Annotated in this window: 21 protein-coding genes and 1 pseudogene; 7 read left to right on the top strand and 15 right to left on the bottom strand. The window is 59.5% G+C overall.

Annotated elements, in window-relative coordinates; translation table 11 throughout:
* Nucleotides 1-254: 254 nt before the first annotated feature.
* The 3 genes from ABTV22_RS08605 to ABTV22_RS08595 all read right to left on the bottom strand — a co-directional run bounded on the left by ABTV22_RS08605 (nucleotide 255) and on the right by ABTV22_RS08595 (nucleotide 2,760).
* A complete protein-coding gene (locus tag ABTV22_RS08605; protein WP_433741340.1) occupies nucleotides 255-671 on the bottom strand; it encodes a glycine zipper domain-containing protein in 417 nt (138 codons plus the stop codon).
* Nucleotides 672-800: 129 nt separating this feature from the next.
* Nucleotides 801-1,235 carry a DoxX family protein gene (locus tag ABTV22_RS08600; protein ID WP_433739442.1) on the bottom strand — a complete coding sequence of 145 codons (435 nt, stop codon included), beginning with the start codon at nucleotides 1,233-1,235 and terminating at the stop codon, nucleotides 801-803.
* 103 nt (nucleotides 1,236-1,338) lie between these two features.
* Nucleotides 1,339-2,760, bottom strand: coding sequence for a transglycosylase SLT domain-containing protein (locus tag ABTV22_RS08595; protein ID WP_433739441.1), 1,422 nt, complete (start codon nucleotides 2,758-2,760; stop codon nucleotides 1,339-1,341).
* A gap of 259 nt (nucleotides 2,761-3,019) precedes the next feature.
* Between ABTV22_RS08595 and ABTV22_RS08590 the strand changes: the two genes are divergently transcribed.
* The 3 genes from ABTV22_RS08590 to ABTV22_RS08580 all read left to right on the top strand — a co-directional run bounded on the left by ABTV22_RS08590 (nucleotide 3,020) and on the right by ABTV22_RS08580 (nucleotide 6,063).
* Nucleotides 3,020-3,826: a TatD family hydrolase gene (locus ABTV22_RS08590; protein ID WP_433739440.1), complete on the top strand. Its 807-nt coding sequence runs from the start codon at nucleotides 3,020-3,022 to the stop codon at nucleotides 3,824-3,826.
* A gap of 184 nt (nucleotides 3,827-4,010) precedes the next feature.
* Nucleotides 4,011-5,492 (top strand): methyl-accepting chemotaxis protein, encoded by a 1,482-nt coding sequence (locus ABTV22_RS08585; protein WP_433739439.1) that lies wholly within the window; start codon nucleotides 4,011-4,013, stop codon nucleotides 5,490-5,492.
* A gap of 205 nt (nucleotides 5,493-5,697) precedes the next feature.
* Nucleotides 5,698-6,063, top strand: a complete 366-nt coding sequence (locus tag ABTV22_RS08580; RefSeq protein ID WP_433739438.1) for a terminase — start codon at nucleotides 5,698-5,700, stop codon at nucleotides 6,061-6,063.
* Between the two features lie 15 nt (nucleotides 6,064-6,078).
* On the opposite strand, the gene ABTV22_RS08575 is transcribed toward ABTV22_RS08580, so the two are convergent.
* From ABTV22_RS08575 to ABTV22_RS08565, 3 genes are all read right to left on the bottom strand, one after another.
* Nucleotides 6,079-6,876, bottom strand: a complete 798-nt coding sequence (locus tag ABTV22_RS08575; protein ID WP_433739437.1) for an acyl-CoA thioesterase — start codon at nucleotides 6,874-6,876, stop codon at nucleotides 6,079-6,081.
* Between the two features lie 197 nt (nucleotides 6,877-7,073).
* Entirely contained in the window at nucleotides 7,074-7,826 is a 753-nt protein-coding gene (locus ABTV22_RS08570) for a CHAD domain-containing protein (protein WP_433739436.1), read from the bottom strand.
* 125 nt (nucleotides 7,827-7,951) lie between these two features.
* The gene (locus ABTV22_RS08565) at nucleotides 7,952-8,230 is read right to left on the bottom strand and encodes a hypothetical protein (RefSeq protein ID WP_433739435.1); all 279 of its coding nucleotides are present in this window, start codon (nucleotides 8,228-8,230) and stop codon (nucleotides 7,952-7,954) included.
* A 221-nt stretch (nucleotides 8,231-8,451) separates the two neighbouring features.
* Between ABTV22_RS08565 and ABTV22_RS08560 the strand changes: the two genes are divergently transcribed.
* Nucleotides 8,452-9,492, top strand: a complete 1,041-nt coding sequence (locus ABTV22_RS08560) for a patatin-like phospholipase family protein (protein WP_433739434.1) — start codon at nucleotides 8,452-8,454, stop codon at nucleotides 9,490-9,492.
* Nucleotides 9,493-9,633: 141 nt separating this feature from the next.
* On the opposite strand, the gene ABTV22_RS08555 is transcribed toward ABTV22_RS08560, so the two are convergent.
* From ABTV22_RS08555 to kdpF, 6 genes and pseudogenes are all read right to left on the bottom strand, one after another.
* Nucleotides 9,634-10,332, bottom strand: a complete 699-nt coding sequence (locus tag ABTV22_RS08555; RefSeq protein ID WP_433739433.1) for a response regulator — start codon at nucleotides 10,330-10,332, stop codon at nucleotides 9,634-9,636.
* Nucleotides 10,333-10,400: 68 nt separating this feature from the next.
* Entirely contained in the window at nucleotides 10,401-13,046 is a 2,646-nt protein-coding gene (locus ABTV22_RS08550) for a DUF4118 domain-containing protein (protein ID WP_433739432.1), read from the bottom strand.
* Between the two features lie 119 nt (nucleotides 13,047-13,165).
* Nucleotides 13,166-13,711, bottom strand: coding sequence for a potassium-transporting ATPase subunit KdpC (gene kdpC / locus ABTV22_RS08545; RefSeq protein ID WP_433739431.1), 546 nt, complete (start codon nucleotides 13,709-13,711; stop codon nucleotides 13,166-13,168).
* 149 nt (nucleotides 13,712-13,860) lie between these two features.
* Nucleotides 13,861-15,890, bottom strand: a pseudogene (gene kdpB / locus ABTV22_RS08540) (potassium-transporting ATPase subunit KdpB); the annotation flags it as partial.
* 50 nt (nucleotides 15,891-15,940) lie between these two features.
* Nucleotides 15,941-17,638 carry a potassium-transporting ATPase subunit KdpA gene (gene kdpA / locus ABTV22_RS08535; protein ID WP_433739430.1) on the bottom strand — a complete coding sequence of 566 codons (1,698 nt, stop codon included), beginning with the start codon at nucleotides 17,636-17,638 and terminating at the stop codon, nucleotides 15,941-15,943.
* Between the two features lie 8 nt (nucleotides 17,639-17,646).
* On the bottom strand, nucleotides 17,647-17,736 hold the full coding sequence (gene kdpF / locus ABTV22_RS08530; protein ID WP_032830911.1) for a K(+)-transporting ATPase subunit F: 90 nt from the start codon (nucleotides 17,734-17,736) through the stop codon (nucleotides 17,647-17,649).
* 215 nt (nucleotides 17,737-17,951) lie between these two features.
* Between kdpF and rfbC the strand changes: the two genes are divergently transcribed.
* The 3 genes from rfbC (at nucleotide 17,952) to ABTV22_RS08515 (ending at nucleotide 20,575) form a co-directional block, all read left to right on the top strand.
* Nucleotides 17,952-18,497, top strand: coding sequence for a dTDP-4-dehydrorhamnose 3,5-epimerase (rfbC, locus tag ABTV22_RS08525; protein ID WP_433739429.1), 546 nt, complete (start codon nucleotides 17,952-17,954; stop codon nucleotides 18,495-18,497).
* A gap of 315 nt (nucleotides 18,498-18,812) precedes the next feature.
* Nucleotides 18,813-20,177 carry an ethanolamine permease gene (gene eat / locus ABTV22_RS08520; RefSeq protein WP_433739428.1) on the top strand — a complete coding sequence of 455 codons (1,365 nt, stop codon included), beginning with the start codon at nucleotides 18,813-18,815 and terminating at the stop codon, nucleotides 20,175-20,177.
* Nucleotides 20,178-20,407: 230 nt separating this feature from the next.
* Nucleotides 20,408-20,575 (top strand): DUF2897 family protein, encoded by a 168-nt coding sequence (locus ABTV22_RS08515; protein ID WP_121103779.1) that lies wholly within the window; start codon nucleotides 20,408-20,410, stop codon nucleotides 20,573-20,575.
* 282 nt (nucleotides 20,576-20,857) lie between these two features.
* Here ABTV22_RS08515 and rfbA read toward each other — a convergent pair whose 3' ends face one another.
* Genes rfbA through rfbB form a run of 3 tightly spaced genes read right to left on the bottom strand, consistent with a single transcriptional unit; the run spans nucleotide 20,858 to nucleotide 23,711 of the window.
* Nucleotides 20,858-21,748 carry a glucose-1-phosphate thymidylyltransferase RfbA gene (gene rfbA / locus ABTV22_RS08510; RefSeq protein ID WP_433739427.1) on the bottom strand — a complete coding sequence of 297 codons (891 nt, stop codon included), beginning with the start codon at nucleotides 21,746-21,748 and terminating at the stop codon, nucleotides 20,858-20,860.
* Nucleotides 21,745-22,638, bottom strand: a complete 894-nt coding sequence (rfbD, locus tag ABTV22_RS08505; protein WP_433739426.1) for a dTDP-4-dehydrorhamnose reductase — start codon at nucleotides 22,636-22,638, stop codon at nucleotides 21,745-21,747. The genes rfbA and rfbD overlap by 4 nt, the downstream gene beginning before the upstream one ends.
* Complete coding sequence (gene rfbB, locus ABTV22_RS08500) at nucleotides 22,635-23,711, bottom strand: dTDP-glucose 4,6-dehydratase (RefSeq protein WP_433739425.1); 1,077 nt, start codon at nucleotides 23,709-23,711, stop codon at nucleotides 22,635-22,637. Before rfbB ends, rfbD begins: the two co-directional genes overlap by 4 nt.
* Nucleotides 23,712-23,797: the final 86 nt, after the last annotated feature.

The following is a 23,797-nucleotide window of genomic DNA, read 5'->3' as shown; positions in this document are numbered from 1 at the left end:
AGTGCAATAGCATCGAGTACCGATCCAGAAAGTAAGCATTCACTTCCGTGGAAGGCAGCATCCTGCCCTTATCGATCGGTGCATCGTTGCCGGCAATTCATGAAGCTCCCTCAAGCAACTCAAGGACAGGCCTGTACATTTCGAGGCAGACGCGAGACTCGGGTCGATCTGGCAGACCATCGGCCGACACCCGACAGACAAAAAATGAAAAACCCGGCACCAGGCCGGGTTTTCAGCTGTCGGTCGCTACCGACTCAATGATGTTTGTTTTTGTGCTTGTGATTATGTTTGTGGCTGCCACCGGAATGGTCGTGGTCGTGGTCGTCGTCACCGATGCTGTTGCCGACCGCACCGCCCGCCGCACCACCGAGGCCTGCGCCGATGGTCGAACCGGTGGAGCCGCCGAGACTGTGGCCGATCACTGAGCCACTTGCCGAGCCCAGCCCACCGCCAACCGCCGCTTCTGTGCGACTACCCTTATTCGCACCAACCGCGCTACCGGCTGCGCCGCCGACACCGGCACCTATCGCAGCGCCGGTACTGCCGCCCAATTGGCCGCCGACGACGTTGCCCAGTGCCCCGCCAAGCCCCCCGCCGACTGCCGCGTTGCCATCACCGCCGGCCATCGCCAAGGGGGAGAGCAACAGCCCGAAAACCAGGGCTGGCAGCATGAAACGTGGGGCCCGATAACCGTTTACGTCCTTGCTTCTGGTATTCGCTGTCATAGCGTGCCTCGCTTTCTTCAGGGGGGTTGTAGCTTTGAGGCCGCGCAGCGAGAAAGGTTCGTCAAGCCACTGCAATCAACCGGCGATGGCACGATCGGCCGAGAGTTTGCCGGCGCCTTCGATCAACACCGCAATGCTGCCACCGAGCAGGGCCAGGGCGAATTCATAACCGTTGTTGGCCATGAACAGACCGTTACTGATGTGCACCGAGAAGATCGCTACCAGCGAAAGAAAGGTCAGGCCCAGCGCCGCCGGGCGAACCAGCAGGCCAATGATCAGGGCCAGGCCGGCGAAGAACTCGGTGCCGCCCGCCAGCGTTGCCATCAGGTAGCCCGGTGCCAGTCCGATGCTTTCCATGTACTGCGCGGTGCCCGCCAGGCCGTAGCCACCGAATGCGCCGAAGAGTTTCTGCGAACCGTGGGCCGCGAAGATGACGCCGACGATAATTCGCAGAACGGTCAGGCCGTAGCCAGCGCGGGTAGACAGAACCTTGGTGATCAGTGTGCTCATGTTGTTTCATCCATTGTGAGAGTGTTTGGGTTGGTCGCCATATTAATCAGTAAACATCATAGTTAAAGCGCAAAAAACCGCTATAACACTTCAGTTTATTCGATCATTTACGCAGGGCAACCTTCTGCCCCTGGGGCTCCAACGACTCCCGCTCCCGATCGAACGCCAAGTAGTACTTGTTCACGCTATTAACATAGCTGACAGGTCCCATTCCCACCTGCTCCATGGCAATGCGCTCGACCTGGAAGAACCACTGATTCGGGTTCAAGCCCCGGCGCCGCGCCTCGGTACGCATGCCCTGCACCCGCTCAGGACCAATGTTGTAGGCCGCCAGCACGAAGGCCATGCGTTCGCGCTCGTTGAGTTTGGGGCTGGCAAAGAACTTGCGACGAATCATCGCCAGGTACTTGGCACCGGCCTGCACATTGCCATCGAGATCCTGAATATTGTTGACCCCCACTCGCTGCGCCGCGGACGGTGTGATCTGCATCAGACCGGTCGGGCTGCCGTCGCTGCGGGCCTTGGGTTGCAATCCGGACTCCTTGAACGCAAGCGCCGCCAGGTTCAGCCAGTCCATGCCTTGGGCGTCGGCGTGTTTCTGCAGCACGGGTCGCAGTTTTTCCAGACGCTGACGGTCAGCCTTGGCCAAGGGATAGTGCACTTGGTAGAGGCGTCGATAGATCCGCAGGAAGGCGGCATCCTGGTCCGATGGCTTTTTATAGCCGGCGAGGAAACGGTCGATGCTGGCCCGCAGCATCGACGCGTCGCGGCGCACGAACCAATACTCCTCGCCCGGCTCACTGATCAGCACTTGTTTATCGAATCGCAGTTTCGGCAGGATCTTGCCCCAGCGCTCGGCAATCGGTTGTTCGACGATGGTCAGGTGGAATATGCCGCCCTGGACCATCTCCAGCACGTCCTCGACCGCCAGGCTGGGATCGACCCACTCGATATTGATCGGCGGCAGTTTGTGCAGGGCGAGTTTCTGATTGATCTGGCTGACCGCATCCCCGGCGGCGCTGCCTGTGGGCAAGGCCAGGGTTTTACCTGAGAGTTGTTCGAGGCGGGTGTAGCGGCGTTCGCCCTTGATCCCCACCAGCACCAACGGGATGTTGCTCGCAATCGGCTCGCTGGTGCTGACGGCGAAACCGGCTCGCAGGTCGAGCAGTTCCCCCGGTGCCACCAGATCACCCTCCCCGCGCTGCAAGGCGCCGAGCAGTTGGTCCTTGGCCTTGGGGATAATCTTGAGGGTGATTTCCTGGCCGTCACGGGCGTGACCGTTGAGGTATTGCTCAAAGGCGCGCAAGCGGTGGTATTCAACACCGATGGCCTGTCCCTGGACCTCGCCGGAGCTGTTACGGCTCTGGTTGACCAATACCCGCAGCACGCGACTGCTGCGGATATCCGTCAGGTCGCGCACCTTGGCCGCCGGTACGGCTTGCAGCGGCCCGGGCAGACGCGCAACCGCCGACATCGGCAGCAGCAGCGAACAACACAGCAGGAGCAAAACCGAGGGACGAATCATCCACTCTCCGGAAGAAATTCGGGTCGATCACATGAGTATTTTCATGCCATCAAATGACGAAACAGGACGCCTGAAGCGCTGGAAAAGCACGAGATGATGTCACCATGATGGCACTTAAGTCATCCTGGATGGCATGAGGCTCAAGGTTGCGGTTCAAGGTCGTGGCTCAAAAGACAGCGATAACTCGTTGTAGTTCTTGGTTTTTCTTATAAATCTACAGCTCTGATATGCTTGGCGGTCTTGGGTCCGAGGTAGCACCATGCAACTCATCGATATCGGCGTCAACCTGACCAACCCCAGTTTTGCCGACAAACACCAGGCCGTTCTCGACCGCGCCTATGCCGCCGGGGTCTGCCAATTGGTGCTGACCGGCACCCATGTCGAGAGCAGCGAACAAGCGCTGGAGCTGTGCCGTCAACTGGACGAAAGCGCGCAACGGCTGTTCGCCACCGCCGGTATTCACCCCCACGCAGCCAGCGACTGGAACGTCGACAGCGCCCGCCGTCTGCGCAGCCTGCTCAAGGAATCGAACGTGGTTGCCGTAGGTGAATGCGGACTGGATTTCAACCGCGATTTCTCGCCGCGCCCACAGCAGGAAAAAGTCCTCGAAGAACACCTGGCACTGGCGGTCGAGTTGCAGATGCCGGTGTTCCTGCACGAGCGCGAGGCCAGCCAGCGTTTGCTGGAGATCCTGCGCGACTACCGTGATCGATTGCCGGCCGCGGTCGTGCATTGCTTCACCGGGGAAAAAAAGGCGCTGTTCAGTTACCTCGACATGGACCTGCACATCGGCATTACCGGCTGGATCTGCGACGAACGCCGGGGGACGCATCTGCATCCCTTGGTGAAAGAGATCAAGCGCGGGCGCCTGATGCTCGAAAGCGATGCGCCCTACCTGCTGCCACGCACTTTGCGTCCGAAGCCGAAGAATGGTCGCAATGAGCCGGCGTATTTGACTGAGGTGCTGCGTGAAGTGGCGTTGCATCGGGGAGAGACCCAGGAGGATCTCGCCGCTCATACCACCGCTTGTGCGCGGGCGTTTTATGGGTTGCCCGTGTTGGGGTGAAGATCAAAGGATCGCAGCCTTCGGCAGCTCCTACATTGGTTGCATTCCCGTGTAGGAGCTGCCGAAGGCTGCGATCTTTTCAAACAACATAAAGTCCGTTGACCCACATCAAGCTCCATCCCCTGAGTAGCGGCACAATGCTGGCACCTTGCCAAAACTGTTTCCGCTATCAGAGAAGACCTCCATGGGTGCCTGGCTTAGCAACATCTCGCTGAAATACAAATTCTGGGCGGTGAATGCCGTCGCCTTCGTCACGACCCTGCTGCTGGTGCTGTATGCCGTGCAGCTTGAACATCAGACTCGCAGCCAAGCCGCCCAGGCATCGGCCCAGGCCCAGGCAAGCTTGCTCAGCGCCTGGCCTGCCGGAAAACCGCTGCCGCAAGCCAGGCAACTACTGACCTTCAGTCGCGGGCAGGCGCCAATGCTCGATGGTCAGCCAATTCCGGAACTGGCCAATGCAAACGGCTGGGTCGATATCAATCCCCTGCCGTTGTTGGGTGACAACCCATTGCTGGGCGCCCAAGTGTTCACCCGTGAGGACGGGCAGCAAGCCGCGGTGATCGCCCATGGCCCGAGCCTCGCCCAGATGTTTGGCGAACGTTTCGCCAATTACGCGGTAGCCGTATTCATCCTGATGCTGGCGATGCTCGGGGCCTCGCAACTGTTGATCCGCTTCCTGCTCAGCCAGCTCAACACCTTGAAAGACGTCATGCTCCACGTCGAGAAAACCGGCGACCTGACAGCACGCGTTCCGCTCGCCGGTAGCGATGAAGTCGGGCGGATGGCCAACGCCTTCAACGCCATGCAGGCGGGCTATCAACGGGTGGTGAACACCGTGGCTAGCACCGCCCGCCAATTGGACGACGGTGCCGCGCGGTTGGCATCGAGCATGAACGAAGTGCGCCACGGCATGCTCGGCCAGCAAAGCGAAACCGATCAAGCCGCCACGGCGATCAACGAAATGACCGCCACCGTCCATCATATCGCCCAACATGCCGGCGCCACCCGCGACCTGTCGCAATCGGCCGATACCTTGGCTGGCAGCGGGCAGGCCGTGGTCATGCGCGTACAGAGTTCGATTGCCGGGTTATCCACTGGGGTGCAGCAGACGGCCGAGATGATTCAGCGCCTGGCCGAAGACAGCCAGAAGATCAATGGCGTGGTGAATGTGATTCACAGCATTGCCGAGCAAACCAATCTGCTGGCTTTGAACGCGGCGATTGAAGCGGCCCGGGCCGGTGAAATGGGTCGCGGATTCGCCGTGGTTGCCGATGAGGTGCGCAACCTGGCCAAACGCGTGCAAACCTCCACGGATGAAATCACCATGATGGTGTCAGCCCTGCAGGCCGGAACGCGAGACGCGGTGGATTTCATGCAGGAGAGTTCGTTCAAGGCCGACGATTGCGTGCAACAGGCGCAAGAGGCCGGCGAGGCGCTGGTGCAAATCACCGGAGCGGTGGCGCAGATGCGTGAAAACAATACGCAGATTGCAGTGGCGGCCGAGCAGCAGAGTCAGGTGGCGGAAGAAATGAACCGAGCGGTGGTGAGCATCCGCGATGTGACCGAAAACACGGTGCAGCAGACGGTCGGTTCGGCGACGACCAGTAATGAGTTGGCGGCGTTGGCTGGGGAGTTGAGCAAGGCGATAGGACAGTTGAAGTTGTGACGGCCTCTTCGCGGGCAAGCCTCGCTCCTACAGGAGACGGTGATCAATCTGTAGGAGCGAGGCTTGCCCGCGATGACGTCATCAAGGTCGACATCAACGTTGACCATGATCCCTATCACCCCGATAGCCAACCTTGATTCGCAGCCCGCATGGACCGCGCCTATTCTTCAATCATGTGTTCAACATGGATTTGAGGATCAGCATCATGGGCAAACGTCATCCCAACCTTCCCGCCTGGCAATGGCGTGCCTACCCGAACAATCACCAGCACCCGACCAATCTGGTGCTGCACCTGATCGCCGTGCCGCTGTTCATCGTGGCCTTTCTGCTGATTGTGTCCGGGGTGTTCGGCCTGAACCTGGCGAACTTCGCCATCGGTGTTGTCGGCGTGATTGCGGCTCTTGGTTTGCAGCGTCACGGTCACACGCTGGAGGCGCAAGCCGCTGAGCCGTTCAGTGATCGCAAAGACGCGGTGTCACGTCTGCTGGTCGAGCAGTTCCTGACCTTCCCGCGGTTTTTCCTCAGTGGTGGCTGGTGGCGCGCCTGGCGTGAGCGCCACCGTCGGCATTGATCAGGCAGCTTTTTATTAGGCAAAGACCGTTACCGTCTGCCGGCTCATGGCAATCAATCGACCTTCCACGTCCCACAACTTCGCCGCCGCATGGCCATAGCCGTCGGCGGCGTGTTCGGTTTCGACCAGGTATTTGCACCAATCCAGCGTGCTCAGCTCCAACAGCGGCTGGACGAATTCGATGGTCCAGGTCAAGGTGCTGCCCATGGCCGGCTTCTTCAGAAACGGCATGACCGCCGGCGGCCAGGCATCCACCAGCGCCAGGATGTGCGCCTCGCTGACCGCCTCCTCTTTCACATCACCACGTAACCGCACCCAGCCGCCCATCTGGCGCGAGGTGTTGCCGGTGAACGGCAACCCGCCGACGCTCCAGCGCATCGCCAGGTGCCGCATGAATTCCGGGATCACACCTTCGATGAATGGCAATTCCTGGCATTCGTCCCAGTGCTTCATCTCGGGAACCGGTTCAGCCATCACCGCCACTTCCGAAGGTCGCGAGGCGCCGAAGCTGCCCTGGATCAGCGTCACCACCTGGCCGTTTTGCATGGCCCGCCCCAGCACCTGGCTGACCGCCTTGCCTTCGCGTAGCACATCGACTTCAAAACTGACCGGCACCTCGGGTTCAACTGGGCCGACGAAGGTGATCGCCAGCGAACGCACCGGGCGATCCGTTGGCACCTTGGCGCGCATGGCTTCGTACTGCAAGGCGGCGACCAGGCCACCGAAGCTGGCACGACCCTGCGCCCATCCGGCCGGAATAGACAGGTCCAGCGGCTGACGGCGGACGGCGTCGAGCAGATCGGAAAAGCGCATGAAAACCTCGGATACAGGAAAGGATGAAGGGATCTTAACCAGCGGACGACGGCTGTACAGCGCCTATTCCGGCCAAATTGACTGACAGATAAGCCGTGTAGGAGCTGCCGCAGGCTGCGAACTTTTGATTTTGCCTTTAAAAAACAAGATCAAAAGATCGCAGCCTGCGACAGCTCCTACAGGAGATTGTGCTGAATTCAGAAACAGGCTTTGCTGAGTTTGTCGAGCACGCGGTCGGCGCGTTGTTCGGCCTCGGTCATGGTGGTTTTCCAGACGGCGACACAGGGCTGCAAATCCGCTTCGCGCTCAGCCATCGCCAGCCATTGCCAACAGTCATGCCAATCGCCCAAGGCACTTTGCGCTGCCTTCAACCGTGGCATCGCCGCTTTCGGCAAACGGTCAAGCTCGGGATAAGCTTCGATGCCATACCGCACGCGCTTGATCAAAAGACGCAGGCGGTGACGGTCGTGGGCGGGATCGTGCAGGGCTTTGTCGAGTTTCTTCCATTGTTTGGCCAGGCGTTTTTCGATGCGCTTGCGCAAACCCTTGAGCAACGCCTGACGCTGGGCTGCCCGCAAAAAACGTGGAAAAGCATCGAGAATCAACAGTAATTGCGCAAGCTCCGTGCTCGTCGCCACGGCCGGATAAGCCTGGGTCATCTGCACCATGCGCCGCTGCGCGGCTTCGGGTTGATCATGTTGCAGCAGATACGCCGCCAATACCTCACGATCGCGCAATGGAGTGGTCAGGACGCCTACGTGAGCGGCCGCCGCCTCCAGCTGTTCGACGCCGGGCAAGCCACGCAAGGGTCGCAACAGGCTGCGCAACTGGCGCACGGTGATGCGAAGGTCGTGCAATGCTTCCGGGTCGGTAAGGGCACTCAACCGTGCCTGACAGGCCAAAAGGCGAACTTCCAGGCCCAAGACATGGGCTACCAACCGGTCGATCATGGGCTAACTCCCTGAACAACAGCAAAACGGTAGGAGCTGGCTTGCCTGCGATGAATCCTCGAGTTCGCGGTGATCATTGAGGCCCCATCGCCAGCAGGCTGGCTCCTACAGGAGTAGCAGTGTTTTTAACGACCTGCCCGCGATTCACGAATATAGAAACGCGCCTTCTCGGCTTTGCTGGTGCAGCCTTCGTACCCTTCGAACTGCTGCTGGGTCTTGGCCGCAGTCAACAACGACAGGGCCTTGGAGTAGCTGACGGTGCCGGCGAAACCTTCGGCCTTGGCCAGGTCCAGCTCATGCCATGCGGCATCGAGGTTGTTACCGCAGCTGTCGCGATACGCGGTCTTACCAGCACAACCGGCGAGTGCCAGGGCAATCAGTGGCACACAGATCCAAGCTTTCATCACTTACTCCTCAAAGTATAGGAAACAGTCGTGCACGTAGGACGGCCTGGCGCGGTAAAAGTGCCGTCCGTCGCCTGCGCAAACTATAGCGCGGGCAAGAATAATCAAGTGCCGCCATTAGCTGTCGAAAAAACGACGCACTCGCTTCAGCAAGCGACCTGAACGATTGAAGCACGTCCCTCGATGGGTGCATTGTTCAATCATTAAAACGAGGGCGATTCATGAAAAAGCGTGTCGCACTGGTATTGGGCTCGGGTGGAGCCCGGGGGTATGCCCATATTGGCGTTATCCAGGAGATCGAACGGCGTGGCTACGACATTGCCTGCATCGCCGGCTGCTCCATGGGGGCGGTGGTCGGCGGCATCTATGCCGCCGGCAAACTGGATGATTATCGCAACTGGATCGAGAGCCTGGATTACCTCGACGTGTTGCGCCTGGTGGATGTCAGTTTTCGCTTGGGCGCCATTCGCGGAGAAAAGGTGTTCGGGCAGATCCGCAAGATCGTCGGCGAGATCAATATCGAAGACCTGCGTATTCCCTACACCGCTGTGGCCACCGACCTGACCAACCAGCAGGAAATCTGGTTCCAGGAAGGCTGCCTGCACCAGGCCATGCGCGCCTCGGCGGCGATTCCCAGCCTGTTCACCCCGGTAATGCAAGGCAATCGCATGCTGGTCGATGGCGGCATTCTCAACCCCTTGCCGATCGTACCGGTGGTGTCGAGCCACTGCGATTTGATCATCGCGGTCAACCTCAACTCCACTAACCAACGTCACTACCAGATGCCGGTGATCCAGCGCCCCGCCGCGTTCAAGACCCGATTCGACAGCCTGATCAGCTCGCTGGGCTCGAAGATGCCCTTCCGGCGCAAACAGGCGGAACAATTATTGCGACTGGAAAAAGAGGCCCTGCTGGCGGAGGCCGCCGAGATCAACCCCTGGGTCGAATCCGCCGAACCTGAAGCCCAGCAGCCAGCCGCCGCTCCTGAACGCGCCGGCGCGCCGAAATCGGCCACGGGTTCGTTCATCATCGACAACGTGGGGCCGGCGTCGTTGTTGGACCTGATCAACCAGAGTTTCGAGGTGATGCAGACCTCGTTGGCGCAGTACAAGATTGCCGGGTATCCGCCGGATATCCTGATCAACGTGCCGAAGCGGGTGTGCCGATTTTTCGAGTTTTACAAAGCGCCGGAGTTGATCGCCCTGGGGCGGGAGATTGCGCGCGATACCCTGGACAGGTATGAGAATGAGCGGGAGTCCTGATGTTTCTCGAGTGAATTAGCGGGCCTCATCGCGGGCAAGCCTCGCTCCTACGGGGTATGGGTTTTGCGCAATATTTGTGATCGACATAAAACCGTAGGAGCGAGGCTTGCCCGCGATGAGGCCGGATCATTCAACACAAATCTAAAGACCACCCTCACTCAACAACCGATACCCCACCCCCGCCTCGGTCACGATAAACCGGGGCTGGGTCGGATCGTCCGCCAGTTTCTGTCGCAAATGCCCGACCACGATCCGCAGGTAATGACTGTCCTCGGTATGAGTCGGCCCCCAAATGTCCTTGAGCAATTGCTGCTGGGTGATGACCCGTCCCGGATGCCGCGCCAATTGCGCCAGCACGGCGTATTCCTTGCGGGTCAGGGCGACTTCGCTGCCGTCGAGCAGCACGCGGCGATACGCCAGGTCCACCGTCAGCGGGCCAAAGGTGAGCGCCGCTTGCTGCGCTTCGCCCACGGGCGCCTGACGCAGCAGCGCACGGACGCGCGCCAGAAATTCCTGAATGCCGAAGGGTTTGGTCACGTAGTCATTGGCGCCACCGTCCAGGGCTTCAACCTTCTGGCCTTCACTGGCACGCACCGAGAGCACCAGCACCGGCACCTTGGACCACTCGCGAAACTCACTGAGCACCTGTTGGCCGTCCATGTCCGGTAACCCGAGGTCGAGTACCAGCAGGTCCGGTTTGTTCAGCGCGGCCTGGGCCAGTCCTTCGCTGCCGGTGCCCGCCTCCAGCACTTTATAGCCTTGGGAAGCGAGGCTGATGCGCAGGAACTTGCGGATCTGTGGCTCATCGTCGATCACCAAAATGGTCGCGGTCTGGCTCATGAATTCACATCAACAAAGAAATTTGGCAAAAGAGTAACGCTAGCACGTTCAAGCTTCACCCTCGGCGCTCAAACTTCGAGGGCCGGTTGCGCCTGCAACGGCAGGTGCAAGGTGATGCAGGTGCCGCGCCCGCCGATGCCATCGGCGACGCTGATCCGACCGCCATGGGCGCCGACCATGCCCTGACAAATCGCCAGCCCCAGCCCGGTGCCCTGCCCGCCCCGATCACCACGGGCGGCGGTGTAGAACATGTCGAAAATCTTCTCCCGCTCTGATTCCGGTATCCCCGGCCCCTCGTCGCTCACTGAAAAAAACAGCTCGGTATCGTCAGCGCCGGCACTCAGTTGCAGGCAGCCATGGGAGGGCGAGAAACGCGCGGCGTTTTCCAGCACATTGACCAAGGCCTGTTCGATCAAGGCGGCGTGGACAAACAGCAGGGGCAATTGCGCGGGCACGTCGGTACTGACCTGCAACGGCGCCAGCACGGCGCGCAGGCGATTGAGCGCACTGCCGACGATGTCCGCCGGCGATACCCAATCCCGCGCCAGCTTCAGTGCACCGTGACCGAGGCGCGTCATGTCCAGCAGGTTTTGAATGTAGCGATCGAGGCGTTCGGCTTCATCGCGGGTGCCTTCGAGCAATTCGCGGCGATCCTCAAGCGGGATTGCTTCACCGAGGGCCAACAGGCTGTCGATGCTGCCGCGCATGGAGGTCAACGGCGTGCGCAAATCGTGAGACACCGAGGCCAGCAAGGCGCTGCGCAATTGTTCGGTTTCACCGTGCAGGCGCGCGGCTTCCAAGTCATCGGCCAATTGCGCACGGGCCAGTGCCTGGGCCAGCGGCTGGCTCAACGCAGTCAACAAGCGACGACGCTGGCCACTCAAGGTTTGGCCTTCCTTCGCACAAACACCGAGCAGCGCCAGCGGACCATCTTCCACCGACAACGGCCACCACCACCAACGCCCCAGCGGCAAGGTGCCGGTGCCCGCCCCTGCCGGTTGGTCGTGTTGCCAGGCCCAGTCGGCGGCCGCACGCTCGGCTTCAGTCAACTCAAGCGGGCCACCGGTCTCGACTTTCCAGCCGCTCTGGCCGTCGCGATTGAGCAGGCACAACTGCAAATCGCTCCAGCCATTGAGGTGCTGTGCCGCCGCACTGATCACGGCCTGGCGGTCGGTGGCGGCAGTCAGTTTGCGCGACAGGTCGAGCAGTTCGGTCGTTTCCTCCTGGGTGTCGCGCAACGCCTGCAATTGTCGGCGCTGGCGCGCCGCCAGGTTGCCGGTAAGGGCTGCCATCAGCAGGAAGAACAGCAAGGTCAGCACGTCTTCTTCGCGCTGGATGTGGAAGGAAAAATTCGGTGGAATGAATAAAAAGTCGTAAGTCAAAAACGACAGTGCGGCACAGAACAGCGCCGGGCCGAGGCTACTGCGCACCGCCACCAGCAGTACAGCGGCGAGGAATACCAACGAGATGTTCGGCAACGCCAGAACACTCGCCACCGCCCAGGCCAGGGCACTGGCCGACACCGTCGCCACTACAGCCAAGGCATAGTCGAACCACACCAGCGACTGTATCGAAGGCTGCCGTGGCTGATGCTGCTCAGGCTCGCCGTCGATGACGTTGATTTCCAGGCCGCTGGCAATACGCAGCAGTCGCGCCGCCAGGCCCCCGCCGAACAGACGCCGGCGCAGTCGTGGCCGGGACTGACCGACCAAGACCAGCGTGGCGCGACGTTCGGCGGCATGCTGGATCAGGGTTTTCGCCACTTCGCCGGCCCGCAACAACACCACTTCGCCACCCAGGCGTTCGGCCAGTTGCTGGGCACTTTGCAGGCGCAGGCGCGACTGCTCGTCACGCACGCTGCCGTTGTCCACATGCACCAGGCTCCACGGCAAATGCCGACGCTGGGCGACGCGACTGGCGTGACGCACCAGACGCTCGGCCTGGGCATCACCATCGACACCGACCAACAAGCGACCGCGTACCGCCGGCGCCGCCTGACCGAGCTGGCGATACCCCAGGGCCAGATCGTTATCGATCTGGGCCGCTGCGGTTTGCATCGCCAGCTCCCGCAGCGCGGTGAGGTTGGTCTGGGTGAAAAACGCATCGATCGCCGCCCGTGCCTGCTCCGGCACGTAAACCTTGCCGTCGCGCAAGCGCTCCAGCAACTCGCGCGGCGGCAAGTCGATCAGCAGCAGTTCGTAGGACTCCTGCAACACCCAGTCCGGCAGGGTTTCGCGTACCTGCACGCCGGTGATGCCGCGCACCTGATCGTTGAGGCTTTCCAGATGCTGGACGTTGACCGTGGTGAATACGTCGATGCCGGCGGCGAGCAGCTCCTGGATGTCTTGCCAGCGCTTGGCATGGCGGCTGCCGGGGGCATTGGTGTGGGCCAGCTCGTCCACCAACACCAGTTTCGGCTTGGCAGCCAGCAAGCCGTCGAGGTCCATTTCTTCGAGCATCACCCCTCGGTATTCCGAGCGCAACAGCGGTTGCTGCGGTAGGCCTGCGAGCAAGGCTTCGGTTTCCGCACGGCCATGGGTTTCGACCACGCCGGCGATGAGCTTCACGCCCTGACGCAGTTGCGCGTGGGCCGCTTGCAGCATGGCGTAGGTCTTGCCGACGCCGGGGGCGGCGCCCAGGAACACCTTGAGCCGGCCACGACCATCGCGGGGCAGATTGGCTAACAGCGCGTCGGCGCGGCCGGAGTCGGTCATTTGTCTTTGCCTTGTACGTCTTTGAATGGGGAGTGCCTTGAAAGATCGCAGCCTGCGGCAGCTCCTACAAGGGAACGCGTAGCCCCTGTAGGAGCTGCCGCAGGCTGCGATCTTTTGATCTACAGCTTTTCCAGCGCCAGGTTCAACTCAAGCACATTCACCACTGGCGGTCCCACCAACGGCTGCTCGATGTGCGTATCCAGCAGGTTCTGCAGGATCGACACCGGCAGGTTGCGCGCCGCCGCGACACGCGCCAGTTGATAGGCAATCGCTGCCGGTGGCAAGTGGGGATCAAGACCGCTGCCAGAGGTGGTGACCATCGCCAGCGGCACCGGCCCCTGGCCAGGCACCAACAGCTTGTTGGCGTCGTCGATCACGCGAGTGGCCAGGGCCGGGTTGCTCGGCGACAGGTTGCTGGCACTGCTCGACACAGTGGCAAAGGCACCGGCCGATGGCCGTGGGTGAAACCAAGCATCACCGACGAAATCCTGGGCAATCAGTGATGAGCCTCGGACCTTGCCCTCGGCATCACGAACCAGACTGCCATTGGCCTGATCCGGGAACGCCACTTGGGCCACGCCGGTGACCACCAAGGGATAGGCGACACCGGTAATCAAGGTCATCAGCACGAGCAGGCTCAGGGCCGGACGTATCATTGTGGACATTTCAAAATCCTCGAGTTCAGTGAACAAGTCTGCGTTCATTCTTTTGCATCGTGGTGCGCTCATCGCGAGCAAGCTTTGCTCCTACAGATTGAAATCAAACCCTGTAGGAGCCGGCTTGCTGGCGATCGAGCGCGCAGCGCTCGCCAAGGTCAAACCAGATGCAACGCCGTCAGCAGCATATCGATGGCCTTGATGCCTACGAACGGCACGGCAATCCCGCCCAGTCCATAGATCAGCAAATTGCGGCGCAGCAACGCCGCCGCGCTCGCCGCCTGTACCCGCACACCACGCAACGCCAGGGGAATCAGCACCACGATGATCAAGGCGTTGAACACGATCGCCGAGAGAATCGCGCTCTGCGGGCTGCTCAGGTGCATGATGTTCAGCACACCGAGTTGCGGGTAGATCGCGGCAAACAGCGCCGGCAGGATCGCGAAATACTTGGCCACGTCGTTGGCGATGGAGAACGTGGTCAACGCGCCACGGGTCACCAGCAATTCCTTGCCGATCTGCACCACGTCCAGCAACTTGGTTGGGTCGCTGTCGAGGTCGACCATGTTGGCCGCCTCGCGAGCGGCTTGCGTACCGTCGTTCATTGCCATGCCAACGTCGGCCTGTGCCAGCGCCGGGGCGTCGTTGGCGCCGTCGCCGCACATGGCGACCAGGCGACCGTCGTTTTGCTCGTGGCGAATGCGCGCCAGTTTTTTCTCCGGCGTGGCTTCGGCCAGCACGTCATCCACCCCCGCTTCGGCGGCAATGGCGGCGGCGGTCAGCGGGTTGTCGCCGGTCACCATGACGGTGCGGATGCCCAGCTTGCGCAGTTCGGCAAAGCGCTCGCGAATGCCGGGCTTGACCACGTCCTTGAGGTGAATCGCACCGAGCAGTTTGCCGTCGACGCAGACCAGCAGCGGCGTGCCACCGCTTTGGGCGATCTTGTCGATTTCACGGGACAGGGCCGGCGCCAGATCGGCACGCTTGAGGCCAACGAATGCCAGCAACGAATCCACCGCCCCCTTGCGATACACCCGGCCCTGATAGTCGACTCCGGACAACCGGGTTTCGGCGCTGAACGGCACGGCAGTCAGCAGTTCGGTAGCCGGCTCGGGCTGGGGTTGAGTGTTGCGCAGGTATTCGACGATGGATTTACCTTCTGCGGTGTCATCGGCCAACGAGGCGAACAAGGCGCCCTCGGCCAGTTCGCGGGCGGTCACACCCGGTGCCGCAACCACGGCGGTACAGCGACGGTTGCCGAAAGTGATGGTGCCGGTCTTGTCCAGCAGCAGGACGTGCACATCCCCCGCTGCTTCCACGGCGCGACCGGATTTGGCGATCACGTTCAAGCGAACCAGACGGTCCATCCCGGCGATGCCAATGGCGGACAACAGGCCGCCGATGGTGGTCGGGATCAGCGTGACCAATAACGCCACCAGGAACACCAGCGGCAGGCTGCCGTTGGCGAAGTGTGCGAAGGGTTGCAGGGTCACGACCACCAGCAGGAAGATCAGGGTCAGGCCGATCAGCAGGATGTCGAGCGCCACTTCGTTGGGGGTTTTCTGGCGTTTGGCGCCTTCGACCAGGGCGATCATGCGATCCAGTGTCGATTCGCCAGGGTTGGCGGTGATCTTCACCAGCAGCCAGTCAGAGACTAGCCGGGTATTGCCGGTGACAGCCGAACGGTCGCCACCGGACTCGCGGATCACCGGCGCCGATTCACCGGTGATCGCCGCTTCGTTGACCGCAGCGATGCCTTCGATCACTTCGCCGTCACCGGGAATCATTTCCCCGGCTTCGACACGTACCACATCGCCCTTGCGCAGACTGCTGGCAGGCACCACTTGAAAGGTGCCGTTGTTGGTCTTGCGACGTGCACTCAAGCCTTCGCTGCCGGCCTTGAGGCTGTCCGCACGAGCCTTGCCGCGACCTTCGGCCAGGGCCTCGGCGAAGTTGGCGAACAGCACGGTGAACCACAGCCACACGGCGATTTGCGCGGCGACGAAAGTCGGCACTGCCGTGTCCGGGATGAAGCACAGCACGGTGGTGAGGATCGCGGTCAGTTCGACCACCAGCATCACCGGTGCGCGCTGCAATTGCCGAGGGTCGAGCTTGACGAAGGCTTGCTTCAGCGCTGGGCGCCAGAGGGCCGAAATCGCGGTTTTCGGTTGTTCCGGCGCTTTAACGACGGCCGCTTTAGTTACGGGCATATTCATCATTAGATCCTCAGCTCCTTATTTAAAAAGCAGCCATGCTCAGATGTTCAGCAATCGGGCCTAACGCCAGGGTCGGCAGAAAGGTCAGGCCACCCACCAGCAAAATGGTCACGGTCAGCAGGGTCACGAACAGCGGGCCATGAGTCGGGAAGCTGTTCTGGCCAATCGGCGCGGTTTTCTTCATCGCCAGGCTGCCGGCCAAAGCCAGAACCGGGAGGATGTAGCCGAAGCGACCGATCAACATGCCCAGGCCCAGCATCAGGTTGTGGAACGGCGTGTTGGCGCCGAAACCACCGAACGCGGAGCCGTTGTTGGCACTGGCCGAGGTGTAGGCGTAGAGCAACTGGCTGAAACCGTGGGCGCCGGGGTTGCTTACCGAGGCCACCGGACCGGGCAAGCTCGCGGCAATCGCCCCAAGCACCAGCACGCCAATCGGCATGACCATCAAGGTCACTACCAGCAATTGCACTTCTTTGGCTTGCAGTTTCTTTCCGAGGTATTCCGGGGTGCGGCCGATCATCAGGCCGGCGAGGAACACTGCGATCAGCACATTGAGCAACATGCCGTAGAGCCCGGCGCCGACACCGCCGAAGATCACTTCGCCGACCATCATATTGACCAGCGCCACCATGCCGCTGAGCGGATTGAGGCTGTCGTGCATGCCGTTAACCGAACCGTTGGAAGCTGCGGTGGTGGTCACCGACCACAGCACGGTGGCCGTGGTGCCGAAGCGAGTTTCCTTGCCTTCCAGCGGCGCAGTCTGTTCGACGGCGACGTTGTTCAGGGCCGGGTTCGGTTGATACTCGGCCCACAGCGAGGTGGCGCCACCGATCAGGAACAGGGCCAACATACAAGCGATGATCGCCCGGCTCTGACGCAGGTCTTTGACGTAGTGGCCGAAGGTGAATACCAGTGCAACGGGAATCAGGATGATCGACGCCAGCTCGAACAGGTTGGTCCAGGCCGTCGGGTTCTCGAACGGATGCGCCGAGTTCACGCCGAAGAAACCACCGCCGTTGGTGCCCAGCTGTTTGATCGCAATCTGGCTGGCCGCTGGGCCCAACGGGATCACCTGATCGGCGCCCTGCACGGTCAGCGCATTCACGTACTGCGCGAAGGTTTGTGGCACGCCTTGCCACACCAGATACAGCGCCAGCAGCAGGCACAACGGCAACAGGCCGTAGAGGGTGGCGCGGGTCATGTCGACCCAGAAGTTGCCCAGGGATTGGGTGGACTTGCGGCCGATCCCACGGCAAAGGGCAACCAGAACAGCCAGGCCGGTGGCGGCGCTGACGAAGTTCTGCACGGTGAGGCCGACCATCTGGCTCAGATAGCTCAGGGAAGCTTCGCCGCTGTAGGCCTGCCAGTTGGTGTTGGTCATGAAACTGATGGCGGTGTTGAACGCCAGCGTCCACTCCTGGCCCGGCAGGTTTTGCGGATTGAGTGGCAGGTGATCCTGAAACAACAGAATCACGAACAGTAGCAGGAAACCTGCGAGGTTGAAGGCGAGCAAGGCCAGGGTGTACTTCTGCCAGCTCTGTTCGGCCTGCGGGTCGACCCCGGCGAGTCGATAACAGCCACGCTCCACTGGGCCCAGGATCGGCGTCAACCAGGTGCGCTGGCCTTCCATGACCTTGTAATAGAAGCGCCCGAGAAACGGCGCCGGGAGCAATACCACCGCGAAAAACGCGAGGATCAGCCAATAGTCATAACTGTGCATAGCCGCTCCTAGCTCCGATCCGCGCGCAACAGCGCAACCAACAGATAAATGAACAGCCCCACTGCCAGCAGTAGCGACACCCCGTCCAGAACGCTCATGGAAAATCTCCGTGTTACGGCGTATTGCCGCGTGTAGGGATATTGTCGGGAGGGAGGGTGTAAAGGAGCGAGATCGAGGGTGTGTGCGGGGCATAAAGAATGCGTAAAGAGTGGGTTTGCGCTGGGGTGATGGCGAGTTATCTAAATCGGCCCTCGCGCCGATTGGCGCTTTGAGCAAGAATGTCGGTCATCGTGCTAACAGCTAGAGAAACACCATGAATGTAATCACCACCGACTTGCCCGGTGTTCTGATCATCGAACCGAAGGTATTTGGTGATGAGCGAGGCTTCTTTTACGAGAGCTTCAACGCGAAGGCTTTTGAAGCGGCAACGGGATTGAACACTCAATTCGTTCAGGACAATCATTCGCGCTCGCAAAAAAGCGTCTTGCGCGGCCTGCACTATCAAATGGAAAACACCCAGGGCAAATTGGTCCGTGTGACCGTGGGTGAAGTGCTCGACGTCGCCGTGGACATCCGCCGCAGCTCGCCGCATTTCGGTAAATGGGTCGCCGTGCGCCTGTCCGCAGAGAACCATCGCCAGCTGTGGGTTCCGGAAGGTTTTGCCCACGGTTTCGTGGTGCTGAGTGACTTCGCCGAGTTTCTCTATAAAACCACCGACTACTACACCCCGTCGGCTGAACGCAGCATTCGCTGGGACGATCCGGACCTGGATATCGACTGGCAACTGGAAGAAGCTCCGCAACTGTCCGGGAAGGATCAGGCGGCTGCCTTCTTCAAGGATGCTGAAGTCTTTTCTTGAGGGGCGAGCCTCTGCATCTAATTAGAGGCTTTGGTGTTGGATTGGCCGACGCTTTCGCGGGCAAGCCCGCTCCCACAGTAATTGGCGTCGTACACAAATTTTATGTACGACGAAGAACCTGTGGGAGTGGGCTTGCCCGCGAAGGCGGCAGAACATGCAATAACGCCCCTAACTGGCGCACCCAAATACGCATAGACAACGCTGAACATCCCCGATACGACGCCATCTCCAGCTTTACGACTGCCATCACAACACTGGCACGCCCACTGCACACGCCCTCTCCCGAACCTTCCAAACCGTTTAGGGAGCACAGGCATGAACACACAACTCAAACCCACGCTGGGCACATTACATCTGTGGGGCATTGCGGTCGGGCTGGTGATTTCCGGGGAGTATTTCGGCTGGAGTTACGGTTGGGGCGTGGCCGGAACCCTTGGCTTTCTGGTGACCTCATTCATGATCGCCACGATGTACACCTGCTTCATCTTCAGTTTCACCGAGCTGACCACTGCGATTCCCCATGCTGGAGGCCCCTTTGCCTACAGCCGCCGTGCCTTTGGCGAGAAAGGCGGATTGATTGCCGGGCTGGCAACGCTGATCGAATTCGTCTTCGCCCCGCCGGCCATTGCCCTGGCCATCGGCGCTTACCTCAACGTGCAGTTTCCCGCCCTCGATCCGAAACACGCAGCGGTTGGCGCCTATCTGGTGTTCATGGGCCTGAACATCCTCGGCGTAAAACTGGCGGCGACCTTTGAACTGGTGGTCTGCGTGCTGGCGGTGGCTGAGTTGCTGGTATTCATGGGGGTGGTCGCGCCGGCCTTCAGCTTCAGCCACTTCGCCCTCAATGGCTGGGCCGGTTCTGATGTATTCGGTGCACCGGCGATTGCCGGGATGTTCGCGGCGATTCCGTTCGCGATCTGGTTCTTCCTCGCCATCGAAGGCGCGGCCATGGCCGCCGAAGAAGCCAAGGACCCCAAACGCACGATTCCCAAGGCCTATATCAGCGGCATCCTGACCCTGGTGATGCTGGCGATGGGCGTGATGTTTTTCGCCGGGGGTGTTGGTGACTGGCGCACCCTGTCGAACATCAACGACCCGCTTCCGCAAGCGATGAAAACCGTGGTCGGCGAAAGCTCCGGCTGGTTGCACATGCTGGTGTGGATCGGCCTGTTCGGGCTGGTGGCAAGCTTCCACGGGATCATCCTCGGCTATTCACGGCAATTCTTTGCCCTGGCCCGCGCAGGCTACCTGCCGGCCTCCCTGGCCAAGCTGTCGCGCTTTCAGACACCGCACCGGGCAATCATCGCCGGTGGCGTGATCGGCATCGCCGCGATCTACAGCGATGGCCTGATCAACCTCGGCGGCATGACGCTGACCGCAGCGATGATCACCATGGCGGTGTTCGGCGCCATCGTGATGTACATCATGAGCATGCTCAGCCTATTCAAATTGCGCAGGACCGAACCGAACCTCGAACGCACCTTCCGCGCGCCCTGCTACCCGCTGGTACCATTCATTGCACTGCTGCTGGCGGGGGTGTGCCTGGTGGCCATGGCCTGGTTCAACACCCTGATCGGCCTGATTTTCCTAGCTTTCATGGTGGTGGGCTTCCTGTACTTCTTACTCACCGCCCAATTGCGAGCCGATGCACCGGCAGATGCAATGCTCACCGGACTCTAAAACGCTATCTCATGTAGGAGCTGCCGCAGGCTGCGATCTTTTGATCCTGCTTTTAAAATCAAAATCAAAAGATCGCAGCCTGCGGCAGCTCCTACACGGGAAGGGTAAATCATGAGGTATTGAGCAGATCAGGCATAGAATGGAACCACTGCGAAAATAAATCGCTCAATAGTGGTAAGCACGATCGATTGACGAAAACCGCCAATCGGCCTGCCCTTTAGGAGAGTCCTATGCCCTGGTATGCCTGGTTGATTCTGATCGTTGCCATCGGCTCGATCGTTGGCGGTTTGATGATGCTGCGTGACACCGCCAACAAGGTCGAGCTGACCGATGAACAACGCCGACGCGTGGCTGAACGCAATGCAGAGGCGGACGCCAAGGATGCGCGGGACCGCTGAACAATCGCTGATTCGGTGATTCGTTAATTCTGTAGGAGCGAGGCTTGCCCGCGATGGCGTTCCTGAGATTGCCATCGCGGGCAAGCCTCGCTCCTACATCAACGGTCAACGGTCAACGGTCAACGGCGCGATTGGCTAATTATTTTTCCCAATCCGCCTTGGCAATGTGCAAGCCATGCAATCCTTTGTACACCGTACGCTGCGGGTGGCTCCTGCCGTCCAGCAACAAATGCCAGCTTGCACCCGTTAAACGCCACTGTTCGAAAGAGTTGGGCTTTCGAGTCAGTTTGAAGACGACTCCAGCAACTGATGCAAGTACTGACCATAACCGGTTTTTTTCAGGGCTTCGGCTTGAGCGGCCAACTGCTGGGCTGCTATCCAGCCATTGTTGTAAGCGATCTCTTCCAGACAAGCCACTTTCAAGCCTTGACGCTGTTCTATGGTATGCACGAAGTGGCTGGCTTCCAGCAATGATTCATGAGTACCCGTATCAAGCCAAGCAAAACCACGACCGAGCATTTCGACATTGAGAGAATTGCGCTCAAGATAGGCAAGATTGATATCGGTAATCTCCAGCTCACCACGTTGAGATGGCTTGATGCCTTTGGCTATCTCGACCACATCGTTGTCGTAGAAATACAAACCTGTCACTGCATAGTTGGATTTCGGCTTCAGCGGTTTCTCTTCAATACTCAGCGCACGACCGGTGTTGTCGAACTCAACAACACCAAATCGTCCCGGATCAGAAACATGGTAGGCGAATACGGTACCGCCCTGCTGCTGAGAACTTGCAGAACGCAAATTATCCGAGAAGTGCTGACCGTAGAAGATATTATCGCCCAAGATTAGGCAGCAAGGATCCGTCCCTATGAACTCTTCGCCAATAATGAAGGATTGCGCCAATCCGTCCGGACTGGGTTGCTCGGCATAAGCTAGTTTGATGCCATATAGGCTGCCATCGCCCAGCAACTTGCGAAAACTAGGCAAGTCATCCGGAGTAGAGATGATCAGAATATCGCGTATGCCCGCGAGCATCAGAACCGAAAGCGGATAAAAGATCATCGGTTTGTCGTATATCGGCAGCATTTGCTTGGACACACCAAGCGTCAGTGGGTGTAGACGAGTGCCCGAACCGCCAGCGAGGACAATACCTTTGCGATTTGTCGTGATCATTTATTCAGAACTTCCCTCAGCATTCGGATTACACCACTTTGCCATTCCGGCAAATCTAGATGAAAATTATCACGCAACTTCTGAGTATTCAGACGCGAGTTTAAAGGGCGGCGCGCAGGCGTTGGATAAGCCGCTGTTTCGATCGGATTAACCTCAGTCACTGCAAGCGCCTCGCCGTTGGCCTGAGCGAATTCGATTACGTAACTGGCGTAGCCATGCCAAGACACTTCTCCGCTGGCAACCAGATGATAAACACCCGCCAAATCGACGCGATTCATAATTTGCTGAATAACCAGCGCGGTCACGTCAGCAATCAAGTCCGCACCCGTTGGTGCCCCAATCTGATCGGCGATTACGTTCAGCGTTTCGCGATCCTTGGCCAATCGCAGCATGGTTTTGGCGAAATTGTTGCCACGGACGGCATATACCCAGCTAGTGCGAAATATCAGATGCTTGCACCCCGATGCGACGATCGCTTGCTCACCAGCCAGTTTACTGGCGCCATAGTGATTGATCGGCGCAACTGCATCTGTCTCTTGCCATGGCGCTGAACCTTCACCACTGAAGACATAATCAGTCGAGTAGTGAATCAACCATGCATTCAGCGATGCAGCCTCCTCAGCCATGACTTGACATGCCTGACTGTTCACACAATCAGCCAACTCTGTCTCGGATTCAGCTTTATCCACAGCAGTATAGGCGGCAGCGTTGACGATCACGTCGGGATTAACCAGGCGAATCGTCGTGCGCAGAGCATCCAAATCAGACAGATCGCCACACATGCCATCGACCGTTTGACGATCCAGAGCGATCAGTTCGCCTAGGGGGGCGAGAGACCGCTGTAGCTCCCATCCGACTTGGCCATTTTTTCCCAGCAATAGAATTTTCATTCCTTGCTCGAACGATCTGCGTAGTTCCTGTCGATCCACTGCTGGTAGCTGCCGCTCTTTACATGGGCAACCCATTCAGTGTTGTCGAGGTACCACTCGAGGGTCTTGCGGATACCGGTTTCAAAGGTTTCTTCCGGCGCCCAACCCAGCTCACGTTGGATTTTGCTAGCGTCGATGGCATAACGCTGGTCGTGACCCGGGCGATCCTGAACATAAGTGATCAGCGCCGCGTGCGGACGATAAGCAGAGTCAGGGAGCAACTCGTCAAGCAAGGAGCACAGGGTATGCACTACTTCAATATTCTGTTTTTCGTTATGGCCGCCGATGTTGTAAGTCTCGCCAACAACCCCCTCAGTCACAACCTTATACAGCGCACGAGCATGATCTTCCACGTACAGCCAATCACGAACCTGATTACCTTTGCCATAAACTGGCAATGGCTTGCCCTCCAGCGCATTGAGAATAATCAGTGGGATCAACTTCTCCGGGAAGTGACAGGGACCGTAGTTATTCGAACAATTGGTGACCAACGTCGGCAAACCATAAGTCCGGGCCCAAGCACGAACCAGATGATCCGAACTGGCTTTACTGGCCGAGTACGGCGAGCTTGGCTGATACGGCGTCGTTTCGGTGAAAAGATCTTCCGCCCCTCCAATATCGCCATAAACCTCGTCAGTCGAAATATGATGGAAGCGGAAATTGACTTTACGGGTATCGTCCAGAGCCACCCAATACTGGCGTGCTGCTTCCAACAAGGTATAGGTGCCGATGATGTTGGTCTGGATGAACTCAGAGGGCCCGGAGATCGAGCGATCCACGTGGGATTCTGCGGCCAGGTGCATGATCGCATCCGGTTGATGTTCGCGCAGGACACGGTCAATCTGGTCACGATCGCAAATATCGACACGTTCGAATGCGTAGCGCGAGTTCAGGCTAACTTCGGCTAAAGACTCAAGATTACCGGCGTACGTAAGCTTGTCGACGTTAACCACAGAGTCGCTAGTGTTGGAGATGATATGACGAATGACTGCCGAGCCGATAAACCCGGCGCCACCGGTTACTAAAATTTTCACGCGAAATCATGCCCTTGTGTTGCTAACAGGAATGCCTGCCAAGCTCTGCCTAATCCATGAAAGCGAAAGCTTGTCAGGTCTACTCC

Origin of the sequence: Pseudomonas putida, assembly GCF_050990305.1 — a bacterium.
In the GTDB taxonomy this organism is placed as follows: domain Bacteria; phylum Pseudomonadota; class Gammaproteobacteria; order Pseudomonadales; family Pseudomonadaceae; genus Aquipseudomonas; species Aquipseudomonas putida_AH.
Note: the sequence above shows the minus strand (reverse complement) of the source record. Positions and strands in the feature narration are given on the sequence as shown.

What these genes read in the sequence shown, in the direction of transcription:
- ABTV22_RS08605 (WP_433741340.1), bottom strand. Translation starts at nt 671, where the DNA reads ATGCTGCCAGCCCTGGTTTTCGGGCTGTTGCTCTCCCCCTTGGCGATG.
- ABTV22_RS08600 (WP_433739442.1), bottom strand. Translation starts at nt 1,235, where the DNA reads ATGAGCACACTGATCACCAAGGTTCTGTCTACCCGCGCTGGCTACGGC.
- ABTV22_RS08595 (WP_433739441.1), bottom strand. Translation starts at nt 2,760, where the DNA reads ATGATTCGTCCCTCGGTTTTGCTCCTGCTGTGTTGTTCGCTGCTGCTG.
- ABTV22_RS08590 (WP_433739440.1), top strand. Translation starts at nt 3,020, where the DNA reads ATGCAACTCATCGATATCGGCGTCAACCTGACCAACCCCAGTTTTGCC.
- ABTV22_RS08585 (WP_433739439.1), top strand. Translation starts at nt 4,011, where the DNA reads ATGGGTGCCTGGCTTAGCAACATCTCGCTGAAATACAAATTCTGGGCG.
- ABTV22_RS08580 (WP_433739438.1), top strand. Translation starts at nt 5,698, where the DNA reads ATGGGCAAACGTCATCCCAACCTTCCCGCCTGGCAATGGCGTGCCTAC.
- ABTV22_RS08575 (WP_433739437.1), bottom strand. Translation starts at nt 6,876, where the DNA reads ATGCGCTTTTCCGATCTGCTCGACGCCGTCCGCCGTCAGCCGCTGGAC.
- ABTV22_RS08570 (WP_433739436.1), bottom strand. Translation starts at nt 7,826, where the DNA reads ATGATCGACCGGTTGGTAGCCCATGTCTTGGGCCTGGAAGTTCGCCTT.
- ABTV22_RS08565 (WP_433739435.1), bottom strand. Translation starts at nt 8,230, where the DNA reads ATGAAAGCTTGGATCTGTGTGCCACTGATTGCCCTGGCACTCGCCGGT.
- ABTV22_RS08560 (WP_433739434.1), top strand. Translation starts at nt 8,452, where the DNA reads ATGAAAAAGCGTGTCGCACTGGTATTGGGCTCGGGTGGAGCCCGGGGG.
- ABTV22_RS08555 (WP_433739433.1), bottom strand. Translation starts at nt 10,332, where the DNA reads ATGAGCCAGACCGCGACCATTTTGGTGATCGACGATGAGCCACAGATC.
- ABTV22_RS08550 (WP_433739432.1), bottom strand. Translation starts at nt 13,046, where the DNA reads ATGACCGACTCCGGCCGCGCCGACGCGCTGTTAGCCAATCTGCCCCGC.
- kdpC (WP_433739431.1), bottom strand. Translation starts at nt 13,711, where the DNA reads ATGTCCACAATGATACGTCCGGCCCTGAGCCTGCTCGTGCTGATGACC.
- kdpA (WP_433739430.1), bottom strand. Translation starts at nt 17,638, where the DNA reads ATGCACAGTTATGACTATTGGCTGATCCTCGCGTTTTTCGCGGTGGTA.
- kdpF (WP_032830911.1), bottom strand. Translation starts at nt 17,736, where the DNA reads ATGAGCGTTCTGGACGGGGTGTCGCTACTGCTGGCAGTGGGGCTGTTC.
- rfbC (WP_433739429.1), top strand. Translation starts at nt 17,952, where the DNA reads ATGAATGTAATCACCACCGACTTGCCCGGTGTTCTGATCATCGAACCG.
- eat (WP_433739428.1), top strand. Translation starts at nt 18,813, where the DNA reads ATGAACACACAACTCAAACCCACGCTGGGCACATTACATCTGTGGGGC.
- ABTV22_RS08515 (WP_121103779.1), top strand. Translation starts at nt 20,408, where the DNA reads ATGCCCTGGTATGCCTGGTTGATTCTGATCGTTGCCATCGGCTCGATC.
- rfbA (WP_433739427.1), bottom strand. Translation starts at nt 21,748, where the DNA reads ATGATCACGACAAATCGCAAAGGTATTGTCCTCGCTGGCGGTTCGGGC.
- rfbD (WP_433739426.1), bottom strand. Translation starts at nt 22,638, where the DNA reads ATGAAAATTCTATTGCTGGGAAAAAATGGCCAAGTCGGATGGGAGCTA.